Source organism: Pseudocoprococcus catus, assembly GCF_019734885.1.
Lineage (GTDB): Bacteria > Bacillota > Clostridia > Lachnospirales > Lachnospiraceae > Coprococcus_A > Coprococcus_A catus.
Genome location: NZ_JAAXCM010000031.1, coordinates 117,608 through 140,578, shown reverse-complemented (window position 1 = coordinate 140,578; position 22,971 = coordinate 117,608). Strand labels below are relative to the sequence as shown.

At 41.0% G+C, this 22,971-nt stretch carries 23 protein-coding genes; 2 read left to right on the top strand and 21 right to left on the bottom strand.

Annotated elements, in window-relative coordinates:
• Nucleotides 1-141 precede the first annotated feature (141 nt).
• Both HED67_RS08635 and HED67_RS08630 read left to right on the top strand, forming a co-directional pair.
• Nucleotides 142-465: a MobC family plasmid mobilization relaxosome protein gene (locus HED67_RS08635; protein WP_221718055.1), complete on the top strand. Its 324-nt coding sequence runs from the start codon at nt 142-144 to the stop codon at nt 463-465.
• A complete protein-coding gene (locus HED67_RS08630; RefSeq protein WP_117649063.1) occupies nt 432-1,811 on the top strand; it encodes a relaxase/mobilization nuclease domain-containing protein in 1,380 nt (459 codons plus the stop codon). The genes HED67_RS08635 and HED67_RS08630 overlap by 34 nt, the downstream gene beginning before the upstream one ends.
• Before the next feature lie 15 nt (nt 1,812-1,826).
• On the opposite strand, the gene HED67_RS17055 is transcribed toward HED67_RS08630, so the two are convergent.
• The 21 genes from HED67_RS17055 to topA form a co-directional block, all read right to left on the bottom strand.
• Nucleotides 1,827-2,345 (bottom strand): hypothetical protein, encoded by a 519-nt coding sequence (locus HED67_RS17055; protein WP_012744275.1) that lies wholly within the window; start codon nt 2,343-2,345, stop codon nt 1,827-1,829.
• A gap of 10 nt (nt 2,346-2,355) precedes the next feature.
• Nucleotides 2,356-2,814 (bottom strand): YaiI/YqxD family protein, encoded by a 459-nt coding sequence (locus tag HED67_RS08620; protein WP_015514506.1) that lies wholly within the window; start codon nt 2,812-2,814, stop codon nt 2,356-2,358.
• A gap of 23 nt (nt 2,815-2,837) precedes the next feature.
• Nucleotides 2,838-3,422 (bottom strand): SOS response-associated peptidase, encoded by a 585-nt coding sequence (locus tag HED67_RS08615; RefSeq protein WP_012744277.1) that lies wholly within the window; start codon nt 3,420-3,422, stop codon nt 2,838-2,840.
• A 42-nt stretch (nt 3,423-3,464) separates the two neighbouring features.
• Entirely contained in the window at nt 3,465-4,067 is a 603-nt protein-coding gene (locus HED67_RS08610; RefSeq protein WP_015514507.1) for a hypothetical protein, read from the bottom strand.
• Between the two features lie 441 nt (nt 4,068-4,508).
• Nucleotides 4,509-4,907 carry a winged helix-turn-helix domain-containing protein gene (locus tag HED67_RS08605; protein WP_015514508.1) on the bottom strand — a complete coding sequence of 133 codons (399 nt, stop codon included), beginning with the start codon at nt 4,905-4,907 and terminating at the stop codon, nt 4,509-4,511.
• A gap of 65 nt (nt 4,908-4,972) precedes the next feature.
• Nucleotides 4,973-5,929, bottom strand: a complete 957-nt coding sequence (locus HED67_RS08600) for a D-alanyl-D-alanine carboxypeptidase family protein (protein WP_012744280.1) — start codon at nt 5,927-5,929, stop codon at nt 4,973-4,975.
• A gap of 43 nt (nt 5,930-5,972) precedes the next feature.
• On the bottom strand, nt 5,973-6,476 hold the full coding sequence (locus HED67_RS08595; RefSeq protein WP_015514509.1) for a hypothetical protein: 504 nt from the start codon (nt 6,474-6,476) through the stop codon (nt 5,973-5,975).
• 27 nt (nt 6,477-6,503) lie between these two features.
• Nucleotides 6,504-7,688 (bottom strand): ABC transporter permease, encoded by a 1,185-nt coding sequence (locus HED67_RS08590; protein WP_117456454.1) that lies wholly within the window; start codon nt 7,686-7,688, stop codon nt 6,504-6,506.
• Nucleotides 7,678-8,391 (bottom strand): ABC transporter ATP-binding protein, encoded by a 714-nt coding sequence (locus HED67_RS08585; protein ID WP_004853372.1) that lies wholly within the window; start codon nt 8,389-8,391, stop codon nt 7,678-7,680. Before HED67_RS08585 ends, HED67_RS08590 begins: the two co-directional genes overlap by 11 nt.
• A 4-nt stretch (nt 8,392-8,395) precedes the next feature.
• Nucleotides 8,396-9,253: a hypothetical protein gene (locus HED67_RS08580; RefSeq protein ID WP_117449615.1), complete on the bottom strand. Its 858-nt coding sequence runs from the start codon at nt 9,251-9,253 to the stop codon at nt 8,396-8,398.
• 134 nt (nt 9,254-9,387) lie between these two features.
• Entirely contained in the window at nt 9,388-10,473 is a 1,086-nt protein-coding gene (locus HED67_RS08575) for a sensor histidine kinase (RefSeq protein ID WP_008703821.1), read from the bottom strand.
• Nucleotides 10,460-11,161 carry a VanR-ABDEGLN family response regulator transcription factor gene (vanR, locus tag HED67_RS08570; RefSeq protein WP_004853366.1) on the bottom strand — a complete coding sequence of 234 codons (702 nt, stop codon included), beginning with the start codon at nt 11,159-11,161 and terminating at the stop codon, nt 10,460-10,462. Before vanR ends, HED67_RS08575 begins: the two co-directional genes overlap by 14 nt.
• 5 nt (nt 11,162-11,166) lie before the next feature.
• Nucleotides 11,167-11,379: a helix-turn-helix domain-containing protein gene (locus HED67_RS08565; RefSeq protein ID WP_008703822.1), complete on the bottom strand. Its 213-nt coding sequence runs from the start codon at nt 11,377-11,379 to the stop codon at nt 11,167-11,169.
• A 158-nt stretch (nt 11,380-11,537) separates the two neighbouring features.
• A complete protein-coding gene (locus tag HED67_RS17720; protein WP_008703824.1) occupies nt 11,538-12,728 on the bottom strand; it encodes a CHAP domain-containing protein in 1,191 nt (396 codons plus the stop codon).
• Nucleotides 12,706-12,912, bottom strand: a complete 207-nt coding sequence (locus HED67_RS08555) for a hypothetical protein (protein ID WP_221718054.1) — start codon at nt 12,910-12,912, stop codon at nt 12,706-12,708. Before HED67_RS08555 ends, HED67_RS17720 begins: the two co-directional genes overlap by 23 nt.
• A gap of 299 nt (nt 12,913-13,211) precedes the next feature.
• A complete protein-coding gene (locus tag HED67_RS08550; RefSeq protein WP_015514513.1) occupies nt 13,212-15,968 on the bottom strand; it encodes a YodL domain-containing protein in 2,757 nt (918 codons plus the stop codon).
• Nucleotides 15,969-16,044: 76 nt separating this feature from the next.
• Nucleotides 16,045-17,061, bottom strand: coding sequence for a helicase (locus HED67_RS08545; RefSeq protein WP_246612160.1), 1,017 nt, complete (start codon nt 17,059-17,061; stop codon nt 16,045-16,047).
• Nucleotides 17,062-17,944: 883 nt separating this feature from the next.
• Nucleotides 17,945-18,883, bottom strand: a complete 939-nt coding sequence (tsf, locus tag HED67_RS08540) for a translation elongation factor Ts (RefSeq protein ID WP_221718053.1) — start codon at nt 18,881-18,883, stop codon at nt 17,945-17,947.
• Nucleotides 18,884-19,012: 129 nt separating this feature from the next.
• Nucleotides 19,013-19,738, bottom strand: a complete 726-nt coding sequence (gene rpsB, locus HED67_RS08535; RefSeq protein ID WP_215633051.1) for a 30S ribosomal protein S2 — start codon at nt 19,736-19,738, stop codon at nt 19,013-19,015.
• A gap of 182 nt (nt 19,739-19,920) precedes the next feature.
• Nucleotides 19,921-20,685 (bottom strand): GTP-sensing pleiotropic transcriptional regulator CodY, encoded by a 765-nt coding sequence (codY, locus tag HED67_RS08530; protein ID WP_178441293.1) that lies wholly within the window; start codon nt 20,683-20,685, stop codon nt 19,921-19,923.
• Nucleotides 20,686-20,882: 197 nt separating this feature from the next.
• On the bottom strand, nt 20,883-22,958 hold the full coding sequence (topA, locus tag HED67_RS08525) for a type I DNA topoisomerase (protein ID WP_215633050.1): 2,076 nt from the start codon (nt 22,956-22,958) through the stop codon (nt 20,883-20,885).
• Nucleotides 22,959-22,971: the final 13 nt, after the last annotated feature.

The following is a 22,971-nucleotide window of genomic DNA, read 5'->3' as shown; positions in this document are numbered from 1 at the left end:
TAACTAATAGAGGGGTAAAACAGCAAGGACAGGAAGTGAGGATACACTTTCGGGAAATCCCAATTTAGGGTACCCTGCCCTAAATTGAAACAGCACTGAAAGCAACGATTATACTGCCTCTCACAGAAAGGAGAAACTGCAATGGCTGAGAGAAAGCGAAACAAAGAAATCCATTTTTATGTTACCGAAGAAGAAAGGAAACTTATCCGCAGGAAGATGATAGAATCAAAGATCAAAAACATGGGAGCTTATCTGCGTAAAATGGCAATCGACGGCTACATCGTCAACACAGATACAACTCCTCTGAAGAAACAGTATGAGGAAATGCACAAGATTGGCATAAATATCAACCAGATTGCAAAAAAGGTAAATACCACCGGAGATCTATATCCGGAAGAAATGCAAGAATTGAAAGAGATGGTGAAAGAACTATGGCATATATTAAGATCTTCCCCATTAAAGTAACAGACAAGAAAGCTCTGGACTATATCACGAATCCAGACAAGACTGATGAAAAACTGCTGGTTTCCAGTTTTGGCTGTTCCCCGGAAACTGCTGATCTCGAATTTTCCATGACTAGAGAAATGGCAAAAAAGAATGGAATGGACAAAGGTGATAACCTGGCATTTCATCTGATCCAGTCATTTAAACCTGGAGAAGTTGATGCCGAAACTGCCCATCGCTTAGGACAGCAATTTGCAGCCGAAGTACTGAAAGGAAAATATGAATACGTGATCAGTACCCATGTTGATAAAAAGCACATTCATAACCATATCATCTTCAACGCTGCAAGCTTTGTTGATCATCACAAGTATGTTTCCAATAAGCGGAGCTACCATAAACTCTGCAGAATCAGTAATCGTATCTGCCTGGAAAATGGACTTGCCACCAGTATGCCAACCGGAGAAAAAGGAAAAAGCTATAAAGAGAACATGGAATATCATCGTGGCACCAGTTGGAAAGCCAAGCTACGTGTTGCAGTTGATAAAGCAATCTGGACTTCCATCAACTATGAGGAATTTCTACAAAAAATGCAGTTAGCTGGATATGAAGTCCGGCAGGGAAAGCATCTTTCTTTCCGTGCACCGGAACAAAAAAATTTCACTTATATGAAATCTCTGGGAAGTTATTATACGGAAGAAAACGTCCGCATCCGCTTAGCTAAAAATCGTAGCAAAGTGAAAACTCCAAAACATCTGTCCAGAGAAGCTCGCCTGTATATCAATATCTCCACGTATGTAACGACTGGCAATCGAGAAGGATTTGAACATTGGGCAAAACTCAATAATCTAAAAGAGGCAGCCCGCACCTTCAACTATCTTTCAGAAAATAACCTACTGAATTATGAGGATTTCAGGCAGCATGTTTCTGATGTTGATGCTTCTGTTAAAGCGGCTGATCAGAGAATAGCACACATCACCAGTGAGCTAAGCACGCAGAAAGTCATTCAGAAACACTGTGATTCTTACCGGCTCTGCCGTAAAGTGATAGAAGATTGCAAATCTGCAAAAAATCCAAAAGAATACCGTTCCAAGCATCTGGCAGAATACCAACTCCACGATTCACTAAAAAAAGAGCTTCAGGATCTCGGTGTTACCAAAATCCCTAGCTCTGAAAAAATCCAGAAGCGGATTGAAAATCTTGAATCTGAACAAGCTGCTACCATCCGGGAAAAACAGAAATTACAGAAAAAGCAGAAAACACTGGATATCATTCAGCAAAATTTCTCTGTGCTGCTCGATGCTCCTGAAATCAATTCAGACTTACTTCCGGCAAAACGGGAACCTGTTTCTGTCACAAGAGATAAATAAGATTGCACTGACAACTCAATTATTCTCTTCCAAATCTTCCCAAGGTTTCAGACCCATTTCCTCCCAGGTGACACCATACGGTGCACCTCCGGAGGTATAACCGGCAATAACGAAAAATCTGTCATCTTGCAAGATTTCTTCTTTAGCCAGATTATCTCTTGTTTCTTGTTTCCGTCTTGCTCGCCTCTGCTGCTTCTTTTGTTTCGCAACAGCTGCTTTTTCTTCCGGCGTTTTCTTATGTTTTTTTGCCATAAGTGTTTCTATTATAATTCCATTCTGAATGTCTCTCAGGATACGTTCTTCATAACTCTTTTCACGCTTTTCAACAATTTTATAAAATTCTTCATATTCCGTTTTAGGAGCAAGCGATTGAACTGCCGTAAACAAACTTTTGCATATATCATTCATTTCAGTAGCATCCGGCATTCGCTGATTCTCAAGATAAAACTTCAAGTGCATTTTGTATGTTTTATCTGCTATTGCACTCTTCTGTTTTTGTTTTAAGTCTTTATAGCTTCTGTCGTTCCTCTGCATCTACAATTCCTCATCTGCCTTCTTTCTCCCGTGCCATCAAAAGCATTTTTTCAAAAGACTGAGCGAATCTTTCATCATCTTCCTCCGTCCGCTTCTTCGGTCCCTTGACATGACATTTACGGGAACTTCTTCTGGCTTTTTTACTCAGGTGACGTTCCATTAGCATCTGATCAATATTATCATCCGTGTACCATTTACCTGATTGATGAATAGCATAAGCACCTTTTCCCAATGCCATTGCAGCCACACCATAGTCCTGTGATACGACAATATCTCCTTTATGGCAGATACTAATCAGTTTATAATCTACTGCATCTGCTCCTGCACCGACAACAACAACTTTACTATAAGTCGATGACAGAACATGGTTTGTATCACACAACAACATTACCGGAACACTATTATCTTTTGCAATCTTTTCAATGATCGCAACCACTGGGCAGGCATCTGCATCAACAAATATTTGCATCTTTCTATTTCTCCTCTGAACCATTATAAGAATAAGCTCTGCTGTTCGTATTCTGCCTCTCGTTTTAGCTGAACCGGTACCTGATGCAGAATTTGCTCCATTTTCCTGTCATCGAACCAATCTTTCAGCTGTCCTTTTTCCAATATCAGCGGCATACGATCATGTACTTTTATCATAGATTCATTGGCTGCTGTAGTCATAATCACAAATCGTCGTTCATTCTCAAACCAATCACAGAAGCCAGCCATATACAATACTGGTGCATCATATCTGGAAAATGTATTTTTCTCTTTTAACCGATTCCATTCATAGAACCCACTTGCCGGTATCAAAATGCGGTGATAGAGGATTCCATTTCGAAAAGAAGGTTTGTCCATAACAGATTCTGCTCTTGCATTTATAACCAGATTCTTTCCTTGTGACAATGGATATCCCCACTTGCAAACATCCAGTTTCAATCCATGTTCTGATTTTTCAATGATCGGTGCTACATTGGTTGGAAAGATATCTCCTGCAAAATGTTCCTGCCGGATCCGTTGGTCTATATCATGCACTACTTTTTCGATTTCATCTGCCATATCAGAATCAATATAATATCTACCACACATAATACTTCCTTCACTTATAGATTCTATTTCATCAAATATACATCATTTATTTCTAGGCACTTTAAACTCAGTTAATCTATAATTTTGAATCCACCCCATACATTCTTCACCATCTTCATTCTCCCAAATTATCTGTCGCCACTTTTTATATTTATCTATAATTCTAACAACTTTCCCTTCCTCAAGCTTTTCAATTACAATCGAATGGCAGTCATGCTTCAGTCGTACAATAGATTCTCTATTAACGATTCTATATTTAGTCGTATTTAGCTCCTTCGCATCATATCCCATTCCAACGATGTAATAATTATTGACTTGTTGTGTATAATTGTAATTATTTATCGTTGTTGCTGAAGAATTCGTAACTCCCAAAACAACTGATATAATCGTAATAATAAAGTTCAGCCATTCTCGTATTTCTTTAACATCTATCGTTCGTTTTTCTTCTATTGGCAAATTCTGCTTCTCTTTATTTATCGAAAGATTCGTTGCTCTTTCATATTCCGATGCAATAGTTTCTGACACCGTATCAATATCCCATTCTTCGGATTCTGAGAAAACTTGATCGGTAACTCTTCCCAATAAATTTATATGAGGCTTCTGGCATAATGGCGGAAGCCTAACACCATAAATTAACAACACCATATTGAAAAAACACTTGTGTCCTTTAATGTATTAACTGCGAAGAAAAACACAAAAGGAGTATTCACAAGTGGCTTCAGTTAATACATTATGCAAAAGTGTCCTTAATGTCAAGAACACAGTTATAAAAAATTGTAATCTTTACTCTGATAAGAATGGAGTTAAACATATTCGTATCCAAGCAAGACCTAATAAATGGCACGAGAACGACTGCCCATTCTGCCATAAATCATGCCCTGTTTATGATAAACATTCCAGTAGTATAATGCCGAGATATTACGAAGATAACTCGTAGAAAATGCAAAGTCCAGTCGCAAGTTTAGACACGATATTGCTCTTAACAGTCGTATAAAATCAACATTTGCAGGGATTTATCAAATTCCGACATACCGTCTTAGAAAATGAATAATCCCTCGCAATTCATTATGAACTACGAGGGACTGCTTACTGACTGTTAAAGCGGTAGCCGATCTCACGAACACTATCTATGGAAAAGTGAGAGTTTGTATCACAAAGTTTTTTACGAAGATTCCGAATGTGAAAGCCTACGGTATCCTTTTCATTGCCTGCTGATATTTCGCCCCACACCTTATCATAAATCTGCTCGTATGTAAGAACACGACCTTTATTGGCTGCGAGCAAGCAGAGTATATCGTACTCTTTGACGGTCAGTTCAATTTCCTGACCGTTATTGATAACTCTGCGCCGGCTCAAATTGATTTCTAAGCCGGAAAGGGATAATGTCGGCTCATATGAAATCTCTAATTTTTCAAAATCAGGGTGCTGTTTTACAAAAGCCAGCATATCGTCAAAGGCTGTTGAGTCTTGTGCTTTGAACTCCATTATTACGATTCGTCCGATATTATCACCCCCCTTGGTTAGTTTTTTTGTCTTGGACAACATAAGATTTATTGCGTGAGATAATACGATTCATCAATCGTTTTCAGAATAAAATTCACATCGTCATAACGAGAGGAATCGGACTGAGAGCCTAAACTGCATATCAAAAACTCTTTTCCGTGCTGCTGATAAAGCACAATCAAGTTATAGTCGTCAGACAGAGAGCCAGTCTTAATTCCGCATACATTTTCGTTGTAATATTCGGATGTCGGATCAAGGAAGGCGTTTGTATTCTGCCATATTTGTGTACTGCCATCAGGCAGTGTTGCCGTATAAGTGTTTTGAGATACAATTTCTCTAAACCACGAGTATTCCAACAACCGATATACTACTTCTTTCAAATCTAAAGTGGTGGTAAGTGCCTCCATATCAAAACCACTCGGATCATATAAAACTGTGTCTAAGTACCCCTGCTGTTGCAAATGCAGGTTTAAGTTCTCCATGAAAATCCTCACACGCTCTTGACAGCTTTCTGCTTGCGGCGAAAGTAATCCTCCACAATAATCAGCAACCACATAAGCTGCGTCATTCCCTGACGGTACTAACATTGCCGCAAATAGATTGTGTAAAAAGTATTCTTTTTCCTTGATTTGAGCAACAGACGAGCCAGGTTTCGTGAGTGAAATAGCACCATAGTCTGCAACAACGATACTATCAAGGTCTGCTAAAGTTGACGCATACTCAATAACAAACAGCTTGGCTAAACTTGCAGGAATTTGTGGCTCGTTCTCGTTTTTTGAAACAAATATTTCATCATCAGAACAATCCACCAAAATCAGCGATTTTGCATTATAAGAGTCAGGAAAATCTTCTTTGTAGAGAAAACCATTTATTTTATTCTTTACCTCTCTGAAATTTTCCGGCTGCATTGCCCACGGCACAAACATTATACCTATGCCGATACAAACTACAAGCAAAAACAAAAATACTCCAAATCGTTTTTTCTTACGGCGTTTTCTCTGCATATATGTGCTCACCTCCCAACACCAAAACTCCTATGTGCCATTTTTAATCGGCATAATTTGCCTGAATACACTCTGTAAATCCAGACGGATCTCCCAACTTAGCTTTATCAATATTATCACGAAGATATTTGCGTGTGGCGTCATCACAGCGATCTGTTCCCATATAAGGCATATCAAAGGCTTTTTCGAGTTCAGCTAAGGCTTTTGCCGCCCTTTCCGAATCCGTATTGTAAGTATCAAGCCATTCCTGCATCCAAGAATATTCCCAAAGGTTAGATGCTCTTGTATCGCCATATCCTATCTGAAAAGACGCTCCCGTATCTTCGCCTTCCAAAGCATCAGGCGGCGTAAAGCCCTCCGGCCAATTCAAACTCTCAATGGTCGTTAGGTATTCTTCTTCAATGGTAGCAAAGTCCGTGAAACCTCTTGTGTTTGTGTCGGAGTCCGAAGAAGTGGAGCAGCCTGCCAGCATAATCACCAGCAAAGAAATCATAACACACAATAACAGTCTGTACGGTCTTTCGGATTTTGAGATTGTTCGTTTCATTTTGTTTCCTCCTTGAATTGAGTTTTATTATCTAAGAGCCAATGCAGGCTCTAATTTTGCTGCTTTCAATGCTGGTAATAATCCGCCCAATAATGCTGTAAGCACAGACACAGCAACTGCAACAACAGCAACGCTGATTGGATAACTCGGTGTTCCCACCGGGGAATCCACAGGGAGCAACGCTCCAATACAATGCACCAAAATCAGCGAAATCAAAATAGCTGCAAAGCAAACGAATATTGATAAAATCAACTGTGAGCCTAAAACCAATGCCACAATATTTGTTCGTGAAGCACCTATCGCTCTGCGGATCAGCAACTCATGTGTGCGCTGTTCCAATGAAGATAGTCCGATATTGATCTGCCCTAATACGGAAACAAACAGCAACAAAAGCGAAGTAACCAAAAGCCCTAATTGCAGTATGGACAATACCGAATCATAGGTATCTCCAATATCACTCCGCCCAGCACTTTCCCAGTAACCGCCAATGGTATCAGTCAAAATGTCGCCAAGGGCAGAATGTATCTGTTCGATTGTCAGTCCTGTTGTGGGATGCCAATACACATTTGCATTTTGTACTTGCCACATTGCTGGTGCGAAATTGAGGATCGCCGCAGAATCCGCATAGATAGTCGGAAAATCCCTGCCATCGTTTACTACTCCGACAATATTGAATGGGGTTAACGAAAGTGTGCTTTTTACATTTCCTGCAGCATAGGGCGAATCATTAAAATAGTTTTTAGCTTCTTTGTTTATGACCACTTCAAGCGATCCGCCCTCACTCGAAGGCTCTAACCATCTACCGGATGTCATTGGAAGATTATAGACTTGACTATATGCCTCCGTGGTGCAAACTAAATCAAAAGCCATCAGGTTTTGGTAAACATCATTCGGCGGTATTGGCGTTAAATCTTTCATTGGTGCAAATCGAATATCTTCTCCCATAGAAAAAGTAACAGCGGCTACATCATCAATGGCTTCAAATCTCTGGAATAATTGTTCCATTTTATTTCTATCGTGAAAATCGGATTCCGTTATCACGAATGAGTAAGTAGGTGACCAGCCATATACCTGTGCGTTTACGGAAATCAAATACTCCCGTCCAAGCGTACCAACTAATACCGATCCAAGCATTGCGATAATGCCTACAAGCATTGAAACACTTGTCAGAATACTTCTAAGTGGAGACAGACGAAGGTCTTTAAGTATCATTTTTAGCACAAGTTATCCTCCCTCCATCCATTTCAAAAATCGTATCACAGGTATCTGCAATATCAGGATCGTGCGTAACCAACAGCAGCATAATTCCATTTTCTTTTACGACGCTGTGCAACAGTTCCATAATCTGCGTTCCCGTCTTTTTATCCAACGCTCCCGTAGGCTCATCACATAAAATGGCTTCCGGAGATACTGCAAGCGCCCTTGCGATTGCAACTCTTTGTTGTTCACCGCCGGACAAATTGATTGGGTAATCATTTTCCTTGCTTTCTAAGCCGACACTTTTTAGCAAGCCTGTAATTATCTCGTGACGCTGTTTGGCGGTAAACGACTTTTTGGCATAGAGTAGGGGTAATTCGATATTTTCCCATACCCGCAAGTGCTTAATCAGAGAGTAGTTCTGAAATACAAATCCGATATTATTGGCTCGCAGTATAGACAGATCACGGTCTTTCAAAGCAGAAATAGATATACCATCATAAAGGTACTCGCCCTCATATTCCCGATTTAACAAGCCAATAATGGATATAAGGCTTGTTTTGCCTGAGCCGGACTTTCCGACAATGGCATAACTGCGCCCTCGTTGCAATTCCATATTAGCGTTGGTTACTGTTGTCAGCATATCGCCATTATTCAATTTGACGCTTGCTTTCAAATCCTTTATTTTGATTAAAGTCTTTTCGGAAATTCCTTTCATTTTATCAAATCCCCCTCGGATCAAGGTTTGGCGGAGTAGCAGAAACTACATCGCCCTCCTCTAAGCCGGACAGTATTTCTATATTGGCTCCGTCTGTCACACCCAATGTCACTTTTGTTTCCACTCTTTCTCCATTCGGAGTAATTACAGTAACCAATCCCGTCCCTTGTCTACCCGCTATTACCGACAGCGGCAATATAAGGACATCATTTCTCGTTGTCGCCGTTATGACTACCGTTGCACTTTGCCCCGATTTCACATCGACTGTTTGACTGATCAAGCATTGCAGAATGCCCTCTTGCGGCACGATTCCCGTAAACGCATTTTCATCTGCGGCAGGCGACACCACGGCAATCATATCGGTTGGTCCTACACCATCATATACTTGAAATTTTGCTTTCAACTCTGCATACTCCGGTAAGGTACTCAAAAAATTATCTGCCTCTACATTGAGGGCAAATCCTGTATAATGCACTATCGCTACGGGATAATTACTCGGTACGCTTTCATTGGATGGGGCAATAGAGGTAATTGTACCATCCACCGGAGATTTCAATTCTTTGCCGTTCACAGTTCCAATAATTTGCCCGGCAGTGATTTTTTCTTCTAATTCTACCGCTGTATTAAATATGCCATTTTCGGGTGAGAAAATAATAAACGGTACTGCCGGAACAATAGTCGTTTGCGTTGAAACGGTTGGAGTAATTGTCCCTCGTACAACTGATACCGTTTTTTCTGCGGATGTTGCGCTATCTGTAAGATTGTTTTCGTCTGTCTGCCCAATTGCAGAGCAGGCAGATAGCGTAAATACAAGAAACAAAATAGAACATAGCAGCATTTGTTTTCTTAGCAACTTCATCATTCCTCCTTATGCTGTATCACAAAAAATACGAGCCTCTATCTTGATACTTTTATTGTACCAAAACAGAAGCCCGTATTTTCTTGATTGCTCGTAAGATATTCCTCTTTTTTTCTATGCAAATTCTTACAATTTTCCTACGCCAACGGCAAAGTAATTGAAAACTTGTTTTGATCCTCTTGGCTCTCTGCAACGATTGTACCATTGTGTAGTTCAACAATCTGCTTTGCAATCGCCAAACCTAATCCAGCTCCTCCACTGCTTGTACTTCTCGCTGCGTCAAGCCGATAAAACTGCTCGAAAATCCTGTTTAACTTTTCTTCCGGCAGAGTATCGCCGTGGTTACAAAAAATAATGCTGACCGTATCTTCCTGACATTGTGCGCTGATCGTGATATCCGTATTTTCAAAACTGTAGATAACCGCATTTCTCAAAAGGTTATCAAAAACACGCTGAATTTTGTCTGCGTCACATCGAAGCATTATATCATCATCAACACAAAGATTACATTGCAAATTCTTTGATTTGAGCATAGGCTTAAATTCATATACAAGTTGCTCCAGCAGGCGAGTTAAATTGATTTTCGTGTATTGTAATGTAATATCGTATATATTGAATCGTGTTATCTCGAAAAACTCGTTAATCAGATCCTCTAACCGTTCTGCCTTACCAAGAGTGATTGAAAGGTACTTTTCTCGAAGTTCCTTTGAGATTTGCGACTCATCACGCAGTAAAGTAAGATACCCGATTACAGAAGAAAGCGGTGTTTTCAAATCGTGTGCAAGATACATAATCAGGTCATTTTTTCGCTGCTCATTTTCTTTTGCAAGCCTTGCATTACTTTCAGCCTCTTGTTTTAACTGATTGATGTTAGCGGCGATTTCACTCAACTCCGGGGACATTTCAATGTAACTGACATTCTGATCGAACATTTTTCCTGTCGCAGCCTGTACCTCGTACACATAGGCGACTACTTTTTTCAAAAGTAGGTATGTCATGTATATAATACAGCCACCCCACACGATTACAGCCACTATATAAAGATATACTGTTCTGTAATACAAGTAATAATACAAAACATACTTGCGGAGAATTTCCTCTGCCATAATTCCTAAAAGAAAAGTACCGCCAAAAATAAGCACAGAGCAAATCGCACATTGAATTACATACCCTTTGAACAAGGTAGAGAGCAGATAGTTTTTTTCTTTTTTATTCAATTTCATACCCTACCCCCCAAACAGTTTTAATGAACTTCGGATTTTTTGAAGGTTCATTCAATTTTTCCCGAAGCCGCCCAATGTGCGCCATTACCGTATTGTTACTGTTGCGAAGATACTTTTCTTTCCACACGGCTTCAAATAATTCCTCCGAGGCGACAACTTTACCCTGATGTTCGCACAGATACCACAGAATAGAAAACTCCAACGGAGTCAAGGCTATTTCTTTGCCATACAAGTAGCACTTGTGGCTGACTCTGTTTATCAGTAGACCTCTGATGTCATACTCGTCTTTTTCTTCGGATTGGCTCAAATTAGGACTGTTATAGCTCTGATAACGCCTTAATTGCGTCTTTACTCTTGCCACAACCTCTAAAGGATTAAACGGTTTCGTTATATAATCATCCGCACCAATCGTAAGCCCCATAATCTTGTCGCTATCCTCAATTTTGGCGGTAAGCATAATAATAGGGAAGTAAAACTTTTCCCGAATTTTTTGGCAAAGTCGAAAACCATCAATATCCGGCAGCATAATATCAAGTATCGCTAAATCAATCTGCGACTGTTTGATACATTTCATCGCCTCTAACCCATTATAACATTTATATACTGAATAACCATCGTTACTCAAATACACTTCAAGCAGATCAACGATTTCTTTTTCGTCATCCACAATTAAAATCTTCTTGTTCATTGATCCTACACCTCATTTTCGGGTACGGCTTCCATTATGTCGCCAAAATCACACTCTAAGTATTCGCATATATTCAACAGCACGGGAAGGGTAACATTTTCATTTTTTCCGAGTTTCGCAAATGTACTTTTGCTTGCCCCGACCGCTTCTCGTAATTGACTCTTTTTCATTCCCTTGTCAATCAGAAGTTTCCAAAGTTTGTTGTACCGTACTTTCATTTCCGCACCTCCACCCAAATATAGTTTGTATTATAGCACTTTGAGAGTGAAATCGCAATTATTAAGTCTGTATTTTGAGACTTTTAGTTTTCAAACCGGCACAATATCTTTCTGATATGTAATCCAACCGCCTGCAAAATGCAGGCGGCTTGTGTATTTTAATAGGCAGGTGCGCCGTAGCCAAGAATCTCGTAATAACCGATAGAATACTCATTGACTCGGCAACTGTCGCCGGAGTTGCCCTCGACCGTATAAACCTTGCCGTTTTCGACCTTTTGAACAATACCCGTATGGTCGGATAATCCATCCTGACCACTTTCGTCTGCCCAATCGAAGAAAATAATCATTCCGGGGGCAGGCTCGGCGCTGCCATCCAGCCATTGTCCACGATCCTTAAACCATTGTACTCCGTTGACACAGCCTGCATATTTTGGGATAACTCCAGCGTCGATATAGCCGCACTCGTTGGCACACCAAGATACAAAGCAAGCACACCATTCTACACGGGAGTTAAAACCGTACCACGACCAATACGGCTGACCGCCCACATTGCCAACCAGAGAGAGTGCAACGGTCACGATCTGTCCGTCGCCGCCTGTAATGCCGTAAAGCACCTGTGACCAAAGGTAATTGTTTTCATCTGCAAGCAGTTCAGCGAGGTAGCCTTTCTGTTCTTCGTTAAAACCATATTGCGCCGCCATTTCCTCGGCAGTCTTGTGGCTGACGGTAATATACAGATAGGTTTGTGTGACCGTGCTTTCAGTTTCCACGATATTACCGTGTCCGTCATCGGTTTCGGTAATAACTGTTTCGGTCTTGCTCTCTGTTCGGGAAGATATTTGATTCATCTCCCAAAAGATGTCTTTTAAGAGTTGCTTTTTGCCATCGTCCATTGTGGCAACCTCTTGGGGGTTATCTTGATCCGTATTCGTTTTTACAGAGTAAACGGCAAGCACCTCTTTCCAAACGGCTCTGCTGCCACTCATTTCAAGAACATCATAGGATACCGAGTTCTTTTCCTCTTGCAGCTTGGTATCGTATTCGGTATTGATTTCCTGCACAACGGTCTGCATACTCATTCCAGTGCCGGAATCTTCGTCTGAGAAGAAAATGCCAAATACTGAGCCGAGGATCATACCAATCAGGCAAATCACGATAATAACCAAAACCGCCACCCAGCCGCCTGCGGCGATAGCGGCAATCAAGGCTTTCGTTCCGGCAATAATCGCTTTAATGGCAAGTGCGGTCGCTTTGGCAATCGCCTTTACCGTAACCACGGCGGCTTTTGCCGCAGCCCTTGCCGCTTGTGCTGCTCTCTGTGCAGTTTTAACCGTAATGATTGAATCCACCTAAAAATCCTGGATTGCTATGCCCCCGCTTATGCCCCTTGTCATCATAATGGTTTAAACCGCCAAAGAATCCTGGTCGACTCTCACCTACTTTATGCCCGTTATTGTCATAATGATTCATACCACCCAAAAAGGAAGGCGAACTATGTCCGATTTTCTTTCCATTTGCATCATAGTCGTTCATACCACCAAAGAATCCTGGTCTGCTCTCGCCTACTTTTTTCCGTTTGCATCATAATGGTTTATGGATCCAAAGAATCCTGGTCTGCTATATCCTTTTTTACTCATAATGTCATCCTCCTGACTCTATTAGCCTCTTGTTTGATCTCAGAATAACACACTTTTCTCATTTGGAAGTCGCATAACAGGCGACATTCTTTTATCGCATTTACATTCATTATACCATTTATAATTCTTCCGACAATACGCAATAAAGCCGGAAGCCACGTTATCATCCATGACCTCCGACTTGTTCTGCTTATTCTACACTGTCCTTACACCCAAATCAACTCCTCTCTCCGTTTTATCTTTTCCCTGCTTTTCTTGAATAATCCTCTTATTGATCTCAAGCCGTTCATGAATGGATAATTTCTTATCTTTTCCATCTACCGCCTGCTTCTGCTGTGCCGGTTTTCTATCTGTTTTTCCTACATCCTTAACAACTTCATTCGCTTCGGTACTTGTTACCCTCTCATCTGCTCTTCCTTCATATCTTTCTGCTATCTGCTGTTCTCGTCTCTCCTTCACACCTTTTTCCTCCAGATTGCAAAAACTCTGCAGATACGGAAGCACATGATTCTGCATGTCTGTCAGATCTTCCATATACTTTTGGAACTCTTCACTTCCTTTGCCTTTCTGGTAATTGATCCAATACTCATCTGTAAGCTTCATTTCATTATCATACTTCAACTGACTCACAATACCGCCATGTCCATTTCCAATATCCATTGACTTCTTAAAATGATGCAGCATCTGTTCACCTTTTTCCGCATAATATACAGTCACATATATCTTTGCAATTTTTGTAGGTTCCTCTGTCTTCGGATCACGTTTTGCATACCATTCTTTATCCATTTCTGCTGTTTTTGCATCCAGCTCAGACAGCTTCTGACATCTTGGATTCATGAGATCACTTTCTTCACAATAGTTTACATACACCATTGGTTCCATATCCTTTGGAAGTTCAGGTTCATAGGCTTTCAGTCTTTCAATCAATACTCCTGCACGAACAGACAGATCGCATTCTTCGTCTACAATATCCTTCAGATATGAAATATAGGAATGAATATTTCCACTTCTCAAATCCAGCATTACTTCCTGCACCGTATTTTCTCCCCTCTCCACATTATCTCGATACTCATACGGATCAAAAGCTTCTGCAATCTCATCCAGTGCCTCTGCCAGCTGTTCTGTGGTCATTTTCTCAGGATACATTGCTTCTCGAACATCCCTCATCGGTACATACTTGTAGTCCGGCAATGCTTCATGAATTTTCTCGATCCCTTCCCGTACCAGTGCAAGTTCTCCATAAAATCGAACATCATCCATCAGATCTCCGAATACGGTATTCCCTTTAACGATCGCAAATTCGGCTTCATCATAGTAACTGTCTTCCGGATCACGATAAATAATTCCCATTGAGCATCCCAGATACGCAGTTTTAGGATTCTCCCTATATTTTTCATAGACCGCAGCAATCTGATTAACATCGGTACTTTTTTCATAAGCTCCCATATCATGGAACTCATCACATTCTGTGGCGAAATATTCCAGATAAGGCTCTTTCTTCGGTGGCATATTATTAAGGACGTTATCAATCATGTTATAATTCGCCTCTTCCAGTTCCTCCACCTTTGCCAAAGGCTTATATTCGCCCTGGCTTTTCTGAATCTCTGCCATTACAACTTCATCCATTTCTTCTACTTTTTCCATCAACTGATCATAATCTCCACGGATGCGTTCTCCAGTCCAGCCTTCGTCTTCCAGAAGTTCCTCTGCCGCTTCTTCAATAGAAATTTGATCATTTTCATAGACGCCACCATCCATCAGACGAAAATCTTCATCGTAAAACGAATAATCATATCCTTCTTCTGTTCTCTGAATAGCAAAGTAACGTTCTCCTACCTCATATGCCAGTTCACTAAGAACCTGTTCTTCCAGATTCAGGAAAGAATCCAGCTGTTCAAAACTGATACTGTCTACAAAATGAGCGGTTACTTTTTCCCCGTCATTCAGAACTATGATATCACTGACAGACAGGGAATGCCCACGGAAATCTTCCGGTCTATCAATGTTGAACCTTTCAAAAATATCATCCAGTGACATATTTCCCGATAATTCCCCAACATAGACCAGCTTATAATCTTCTTTTTTTATCTGCATACCATGACTTTCAATAAAGCGCATATTCATAAATGCATAGTTTTCGCCCGGTGAATCGTCCTTGATCTGATAAATACCAAAGGTTCGCCTTGTTCCTAACAACAGGTTTGCCTCTTTCAAAGACTGAATCTGCGGATATTTCTGCATTTCCCATTCCAGGTTACGGAAACGCTCCAGTTCTGTCATAGACATCTGATAATGCTCCGGTCCTCGTTCAATTTCCATGCGTTCCGTGACATACATTGGTGATGAAAAATTAGTGATCAGATAGATATCTGCTCCGGCATCGTATAATTTCAGTGCTTCTTCCTGCTCAATGACACTCATAGGCTCCTGAAATGCTCCAAAATCTTCATCGGCATAATCCAGGTCATTCTCCTCTATCCGTTCCCACATCTGCGATTCCATGCCAAACAGACCTTCATGCGCCTGTATCATTTCTTTACTTGCATACTCTCCCTTGCTGCCATCGCTGCCCAGGCAATAAATCTTAGAACCCATTCTGTGATAATCCAAAGCTGCTTCTTTTCTAAGCGGCACCATGTCTTCTGCTGTATATCCATAATCACGTAATTCCAGCTTACCTATGGTTGGATCTGGTAGATCCTGAATATCCATTCTTGCATCATCCAGTAGATCCTCTACCCCTTCTTCATCTGCCTGGATCACTGCATCTGCTAGATTTCTTACCAGAGTCCTAACTTTCTCTTCCTCACCGATCAGATTCGCATATTCAAAAAGCTGTTCTTTTACATCTGTTGGAAATTCTATGCCTCTACGCTCTGCCTGACTGATCTGTCCCTGCGTGTATTCCTGCATTTTCTGTGTTTCTCTACCCGTTATCCTGTTTCTTGCCATATAAATTCCTCCTGTGTTCTAAAAAATGGCATAACCGACAGAACCTTCTTCTACCAAATTATGCCATCTTTCCTCTTTATTCCAGACCGAAGTCCCGTTTTCTGGTTTCCTTGCCAGTTTCACTTTCCCGCTGACTCTTTTCCTTATAAATCTGCAGTTTCTCATGGATAGAACCTCGTGCCGGTCTTTCTTCTTTCTCTTTTGATTCCGACTGCTCTGTTTCTGTATCTTCCCGTTCATCCATATTGAGAAGTGCATTTAATTCTGACAGCCGCTCCAGTTTTTGGCTCAGTTCCTCTTCTTTCGGAAATGGCTTCCCGACTTCCTCTTTGGCATTTGTCATCTGCTCCTGAACCGTTTCCAGCCGTTGTTCTGCTTCTGCCAGTTTCTCCGGATAGCTTTCCAAAAGGTTGTTGATACGAGTGATATTTTCTAGAGCATCGGCTCCCAACCGAACTTTAGCTACCGATTCATGCTTTACAGACAGGATAAACTCTTTGCTCCAGCTGTCGAATTGGATTCTCATGTTGAATCCCTGATAGCTTCCAATGTCCATAGCTGCATCTACAGACTTAATGTCTTTGCAGACCGCCAGAAGTGCCATACCTGCCTCTTTCTTTTCTGTGAACACTTTGCCACTGATTTCCATAGAAAACTGCTCTGGATCTGTGATTTTATGCTCAGAAAAATGAGCGATGTCTGCCTTGTAGCTGTCAATGATCTCCATCAGTTTTGCAATCTGTTGCGGAAAATTCCTTGCAATGTCATCTTCCAAACGATACTGATTATTCATGTGGTTGGCTTTTAAAAGTTTCAACTTTGCCACGTCCACATCCAATGCCATCTTCTCTTTTACTGCCGGATTTCCGGTTGCAAGTGCTTTGACCTCTGCATAGGACAGCGCCGCTTCGTCCACATCTTCACAACTTCTGACCGGTACTTTGCTCCTCATAATCTGGGAGATGAATTTCTGCTTGTTCTCGATTAACTGCCACATATAACTGTCGAATGTGGATTCTGTTACATACCGGAAGATATGAACCTTTTTATTATGGTTTCCCGGACGGATAATACGTCCTTCCCTCTGTTCCAAGTCAGACGGTTTCCACCCAATATCCAGATGATGTAGGGCAATCAGACGATCCTATAGTGATAGGTAATCCTTTGATGTTATCGCCAGATTTTCCCCCACTTCACACCGGACATGAGAGTTTCCCCTCATCCGGCGTTCCATCATCAGTAACTTCTACTTTTTAACATCGTAACTTACAGTTCCTTATCAAGTGCTTTTACGTCTATTTCCTCTAATCCTGCATTTTTTCTTATGGTATTTACTTTCCGTCTTTGATTACATTCCAGTTTATATTTGTTTAGAACACGATTGATTTCTTTTTGTCCTGACTTTTTATCAGCCTTTCCATCCCTGTATGCACAATAATCAGATTATTATATTTATCATCACCGCCACAAGATTTTGGTATTTTACGGATACACCGCATATTTTCCAAGGTACTGAACCAAATCTTTTCAAATAAAATAATAGCCAAGCTTGGATATACATCCATGCTTGACTATTATCTAACAGTTTGTGAAAACTAGAGAACCGCCGTGTACCGAACGGTACGCACGGTGGCGTAAGAGGTCGGCTAATCAACTAAATGGTTAGCCTCATACTCGATCTTTTTGTATATCGTCTCATTCTTTACTAAAAAAGAGACTCTAAATAATAGAGTCTCTTATATGTGTATATAAGTCATTCCATAATCGTTATTTTGCGTAAACTTAGCCGAAGGGAACTAGATTGTCATCTGACGCAAAACCCTACGCAAGATTGACGCAAAATACTGTGATAAATGGTGATAAATTATGATACTTTATAATACTTACGCAACACACATGTTTTAGTAATAAAATTGCTAGAAGCCTTGATTTTATTGAGTTTAGCAGAACATTTTTCTGTAAAGTTGCTGAATAGATTACATTCCAGCCTGTTTAGCAACCTCAGCTGCAAAATCGTCTTCACGTTTTTCCATACCTTCACCTGTCTCGAAACGTACGAAAGATTTAACAGCGATAGGTGCACCAACTTCTTTAGCTACAGATTCAACATATTTACCAACGGACTGTTTACCGTCTTCAGCTTTAACATAAACCTGATCAAGAAGGCAGATTTCCTTTAATTCTTTGTTGATACGACCTGTTACGATACCATCGATAACCTTAGCTGGTTTCTGAGATTCCTTAGGATCGTTCATGATCTGAGCAAGAAGGATTTCTTTCTCGTGTGCGATATGCTCTGCACTTACTTCGTTACGGTTTGTGAACTGAGGCTTAAGAGCTGCAACCTGCATACAAACATTCTTGCCGCATTCTTCAACTGTTTCAGCGGATGCTGTTGTATCCATGTTAACCAGAACACCGATCTTACCGCCTGCATGGATGTAGGAAGCGATTACACCGTTTTCATTTGTAACTTTCTCAAATCTTCTGATGCTCAATTTTTCACCGATCTTAGCAACCATCTGGGAAAGTTCCTGTTCTACTGTGAAAGAGGCATCATCGATCCATGGTTCTGCCATGAATGCTTCCATAGTTGTGTTATTGGAAGCCAGTACCTGTGCAGCTACACGTGCAACGTATGACTGGAATACTTCATTCTTAGCAACGAAGTCTGTTTCTGCATTAACTTCAACGATAGCAGCAGATTTCTTGTCATCAGATACAAGTGTTGCTACAATACCTTCAGCTGCGATTCTGGATGCTTTCTTAGCTGCTGCTGCAAGACCTTTTTCTCTAAGGAATTCTACAGCTTTGTCCATATCGCCGTCTACTTCGTTCAGTGCTTTCTTGCAGTCCATCATGCCTGCGCCTGTCATTTCTCTTAATTCTTTTACCATTGCTGCGGTAATTGCCATGATTCTATTCCTCCGTTATTCATATAATATATAAAAATAATATCATTTAGCTTAAAAAGCTGTCTCAAAGCTTATCCGGCCCCGAGACAGCCTGAACTATTTATTCAACGAACAAATCAGTCTCTATAATTATTCTGCATCAGCTTCAGCTGCTTCTGTTGTTTCAGCATCAGCACCCTGTTTTGCTTCGATAACAGCATCTGCCATCTTGGAAACGATCAGTTTAACTGCTCTGATAGCATCATCGTTACCTGGGATAACGTAATCCAGTTCTTCTGGGTCGCAGTTTGTATCTGCGATACCGATGAGTGGAATACCAAGGATGTGTGCTTCCTGTACACAGATTCTTTCCTTCTTAGGATCTACGATGAAGATTGCATCTGGGATTCTCTTCATATCCTTGATACCGCCAAGGTTCTTCTCAAGCTTCTCCCATTCTTTCTTCAGTTCGATAACTTCCTTCTTAGGAAGAACTTCGAATGTACCATCTTCAGACATCTTTTCGATTGCTTTGAGTCTTGCGATTCTGCTCTCGATTGTCTTGAAGTTTGTAAGCATACCACCTAACCATCTCTGGTTTACATAGTACATACCGCAACGTTCTGCTTCAGCTTTGATAGCATCCTGTGCCTGTTTCTTAGTACCAACAAAAAGGATTGAACCGCCATCTGCAACGATATCTTTGATTGCATTGTAAGCATCGTCAACCATACCTACAGATTTCTGAAGATCGATGATATAGATACCATTTCTCTCTGTGTAGATATAAGGAGCCATCTTAGGGTTCCATCTTCTTGTCTGATGTCCGAAATGAACACCGGCTTCCAGTAACTGTTTCATTGAAATAACGCTCATTTTAATACCTCCATGGTTTTTTCTTCCGCAGACGTCCTCTCCGGGTTCAACCCAATGGGCACCATTCCCGAAATCAATCCGCGTGTCTTTTTTTACCGAATAGCATTATAACATAAAGGCCTGCCATTGGCAAGCCTTTTCATAAAATTCCTTTGGAATTGTCTATTTTCGTAAAATATAAATTATAATTTCTTCAATTCATCAAAGACAACGTCATTCAAAACCTTAATGTACGTTCCTTTCATACCGGAGGAACGGGATTCGATAACACCTGCACTCTCAAACTTTCGAAGTGCATTGACAATAACAGAACGGGTAATACCTACTCTGTCCGCAATCTTGCTGGCTACAAGAATACCCTCATTGCCATCCAACTCTTCAAATATATGTGTAATGGCTTCCAGCTCAGAGAATGACAGTGTACTGATGGCTGATTTGACAATCTGAACCTTTCTCGTCTCCTCAGCATTCTCTTCATTCACAGAACGAAGCATTTCAAGGCCCACAACGGTTGTCCCATATTCGCTCAGTATAATATCATCAATCTCATAAGGTTTATCCTTACGATAAATAAATAATGTTCCCAAACGTTCGCCTGCAATATCAATCGGTGTAATGATTGCCTGATAGCTGCTGATATCTTCACTCTCAAACCCCAAGGTCAGCAAGTTCACATTCTCTTTTGTAGAAAGGACACTTAATAATCTCTCGTTCAGCATTTCATCGACATGCCCGCCCACCGCATCTACGATCAGCTCATGTAATTCTGCAAAATCCGGTCTATTCTTGATGCCCAGGACCTTGCCTTTGCGACTGATGACAAGAATGTTGGATTCCAGTATTTCACTGAGCACTTCACATATATCATTAAAGACAACCATATGTGAATTATTGTTATGCAGTAATTTATTTATTTTACGTGTTTTATCTAACAATTGTACGCTCATATCAAATCCTTCTTTCTTTTTAAGATTGCCCATTTTTACTTTCTCATTCTATCATGAAAATTCGCTTAAAACAAGAGGTTTGTATGAAAATTTCAAATTTTTTTATTAATTAAGAAAATTTTATCTACAATTGCGGTAAAATCAAAAAGAAATCTGCCCAAAAAGTCTTTTCTGACTTCTCCGACAGATTCCTTTATTTATTCGTCTTCTTTTGGATTTGCCATAACAAAACCACAGGTTTCATTCATGCATACCAGTTTGTTTCCCTTATGAAGAAGAACACTGCCGCATTCAGGGCATTTCTTATCTGACGGGCGCTGCCATGTCATAAAATCACATTCAGGGTTGCCCATACAGCCATAGTAACGGCGGCCTTTCTTCGTCTTCTTGATGACGATATCTTTGCCGCATTTCGGACAGCTTACACCAATCTTCTCAAAATAAGTCTTGGTGTTCCTGCATTCAGGGAATCCCGGGCATGCAAGGAATTTACCATGGGGACCGTATTTGATAACCATCATCCGGCCGCACTGATCACATTGAACATCTGATACTTCATCTTCGATCTTAACCTCTTCCAGCTCCTTCTCTGCTTTCTGGACAGCTTCGTCAAGATCCGGATAAAAATTGCGGATAACCGTCTTGTAATTGACAACGCCTTCTCCGACTTTATCAAGCAGGTATTCGAGGTTAGCTGTAAAATTCACATCAACGATGCTTGGGAAGGACTGTACCATCATTCGGTTGACAACTTCCCCAAGTTCAGTGACATACAAATTCTTATTCTCCTTTGCCACATATCGTCTGGCAATGATCGTTGTAATGGTCGGTGCATACGTACTTGGACGTCCAATACCGAGTTCCTCCAGTGTCTTGACCAGTGATGCCTCTGTATAATGTGCCGGCGGCTGAGTAAAATGCTGTTTTGCATCGAAATCTTTGAAACTCAGCTGGCTGTCGTTGTTGATCTTTCTGGCCAGCACGTTGTTCTCAGCTTTCTCATCATCCGGTTTATAAACTGACATAAATCCTTCAAAAGCAAGTCTTGAAGTAGAAACAGTAAACAGGTAACCGGCAGCTTCAATCTTAATATTGGTTGTCTCGTAAACAGCCTCTTTCATACGGCTGGCTACGAAACGGTTCCAGATCAACTGATACAAACGAAATTGGTCTCTGCTGAGAGATTCCTTTACTTTAATCGGAAGCTGATCAAGATAGGTTGGACGGATTGCTTCATGGGCATCCTGGATCTTCTTGCCTGATTCTGCCGTCTTAGGCGCAGCCGCTACATATTCCTGTCCGTAATTCTCTGCAATGAAATTTCTTGCATTGCTGTCGGCTTCTTCTGAAATACGGATAGAATCCGTTCTCAGATACGTGATCAGGCCAACTGTTCCAAGCCCCTCAATATCAACACCTTCATACAGCTGCTGTGCAAGCCGCATTGTCTTCTGAGTTGAAAAATTCAGCTGTTTTGAAGCTTCCTGCTGCAAAGTACTCGTTGTAAAAGGTACAGGAGCTTTTCTTGTACGTTCACCTGTCTTGATATCGACAATCTGATATTCTGCATCCTTCAATTCTTCCTTGATTGCCTTCAGTTCATCCTGTGAATGGATCTCTATCTTCTCTTTCTTCTTGCCATAAAACTTTGCTGTCAAAGGTTTCTTCTCTCCGTTGACATTCAAAATTGCATCCAATGACCAGTATTCCTTTGGGATAAATGCATCAATTTCCTGTTCTCTGTCACAGATCAGACGCAGTGCAACTGACTGGACACGGCCTGCACTTAAGCCTCTCTTGACCTTGCTCCACAGCAACGGGCTGATTCTGTAACCCACCATTCTGTCGAGCATTCTTCGTGCCTGCTGTGCATCCACCAGATCCATATCAATTTTACGCGGATGCTTGATGGCTGTCTTGACCGCATTCTTCGTAATCTCATTGAATGTAATTCGATTTGTATGCGCTTCATCCAGCTTTAGCGCAGTTGCAAGATGCCATGATATCGCTTCACCTTCACGGTCCGGGTCAGTCGCGAGAAAAATCTTATCAGCCTTCTTGGCTTCCTTACGCAGCATTGCCAGAATATCGCCTTTGCCCCTGATTGTAATATATTTTGGCTCATAATCATCTTCTACATCTATCCCCAGACGACTCTTCGGCAAGTCTCTCACATGTCCGTTAGAGGCAACAACATGATAATTCGAACCCAAAAACTTATTAATTGTCTTCGCCTTGGCCGGGGATTCAACAATAACTAAATATTTAGCCACAGCCCATTCCTCC

Excerpts from the sequence above, each read along its gene's own strand:
- HED67_RS08635 (WP_221718055.1), top strand. The coding sequence starts at position 142 with ATGGCTGAGAGAAAGCGAAACAAAGAAATCCATTTTTATGTTACCGAA.
- HED67_RS08630 (WP_117649063.1), top strand. The coding sequence starts at position 432 with ATGGCATATATTAAGATCTTCCCCATTAAAGTAACAGACAAGAAAGCT.
- HED67_RS17055 (WP_012744275.1), bottom strand. The coding sequence starts at position 2,345 with ATGCAGAGGAACGACAGAAGCTATAAAGACTTAAAACAAAAACAGAAG.
- HED67_RS08620 (WP_015514506.1), bottom strand. The coding sequence starts at position 2,814 with ATGCAAATATTTGTTGATGCAGATGCCTGCCCAGTGGTTGCGATCATT.
- HED67_RS08615 (WP_012744277.1), bottom strand. The coding sequence starts at position 3,422 with ATGTGTGGTAGATATTATATTGATTCTGATATGGCAGATGAAATCGAA.
- HED67_RS08610 (WP_015514507.1), bottom strand. The coding sequence starts at position 4,067 with ATGGTGTTGTTAATTTATGGTGTTAGGCTTCCGCCATTATGCCAGAAG.
- HED67_RS08605 (WP_015514508.1), bottom strand. The coding sequence starts at position 4,907 with ATGGAGTTCAAAGCACAAGACTCAACAGCCTTTGACGATATGCTGGCT.
- HED67_RS08600 (WP_012744280.1), bottom strand. The coding sequence starts at position 5,929 with ATGCAGAGAAAACGCCGTAAGAAAAAACGATTTGGAGTATTTTTGTTT.
- HED67_RS08595 (WP_015514509.1), bottom strand. The coding sequence starts at position 6,476 with ATGAAACGAACAATCTCAAAATCCGAAAGACCGTACAGACTGTTATTG.
- HED67_RS08590 (WP_117456454.1), bottom strand. The coding sequence starts at position 7,688 with ATGATACTTAAAGACCTTCGTCTGTCTCCACTTAGAAGTATTCTGACA.
- HED67_RS08585 (WP_004853372.1), bottom strand. The coding sequence starts at position 8,391 with ATGAAAGGAATTTCCGAAAAGACTTTAATCAAAATAAAGGATTTGAAA.
- HED67_RS08580 (WP_117449615.1), bottom strand. The coding sequence starts at position 9,253 with ATGATGAAGTTGCTAAGAAAACAAATGCTGCTATGTTCTATTTTGTTT.
- HED67_RS08575 (WP_008703821.1), bottom strand. The coding sequence starts at position 10,473 with ATGAAATTGAATAAAAAAGAAAAAAACTATCTGCTCTCTACCTTGTTC.
- vanR (WP_004853366.1), bottom strand. The coding sequence starts at position 11,161 with ATGAACAAGAAGATTTTAATTGTGGATGACGAAAAAGAAATCGTTGAT.
- HED67_RS08565 (WP_008703822.1), bottom strand. The coding sequence starts at position 11,379 with ATGAAAGTACGGTACAACAAACTTTGGAAACTTCTGATTGACAAGGGA.
- HED67_RS08555 (WP_221718054.1), bottom strand. The coding sequence starts at position 12,912 with ATGAACGACTATGATGCAAATGGAAAGAAAATCGGACATAGTTCGCCT.
- HED67_RS08550 (WP_015514513.1), bottom strand. The coding sequence starts at position 15,968 with ATGGCAAGAAACAGGATAACGGGTAGAGAAACACAGAAAATGCAGGAA.
- tsf (WP_221718053.1), bottom strand. The coding sequence starts at position 18,883 with ATGGCAATTACCGCAGCAATGGTAAAAGAATTAAGAGAAATGACAGGC.
- rpsB (WP_215633051.1), bottom strand. The coding sequence starts at position 19,738 with ATGAGCGTTATTTCAATGAAACAGTTACTGGAAGCCGGTGTTCATTTC.
- codY (WP_178441293.1), bottom strand. The coding sequence starts at position 20,685 with ATGAGCGTACAATTGTTAGATAAAACACGTAAAATAAATAAATTACTG.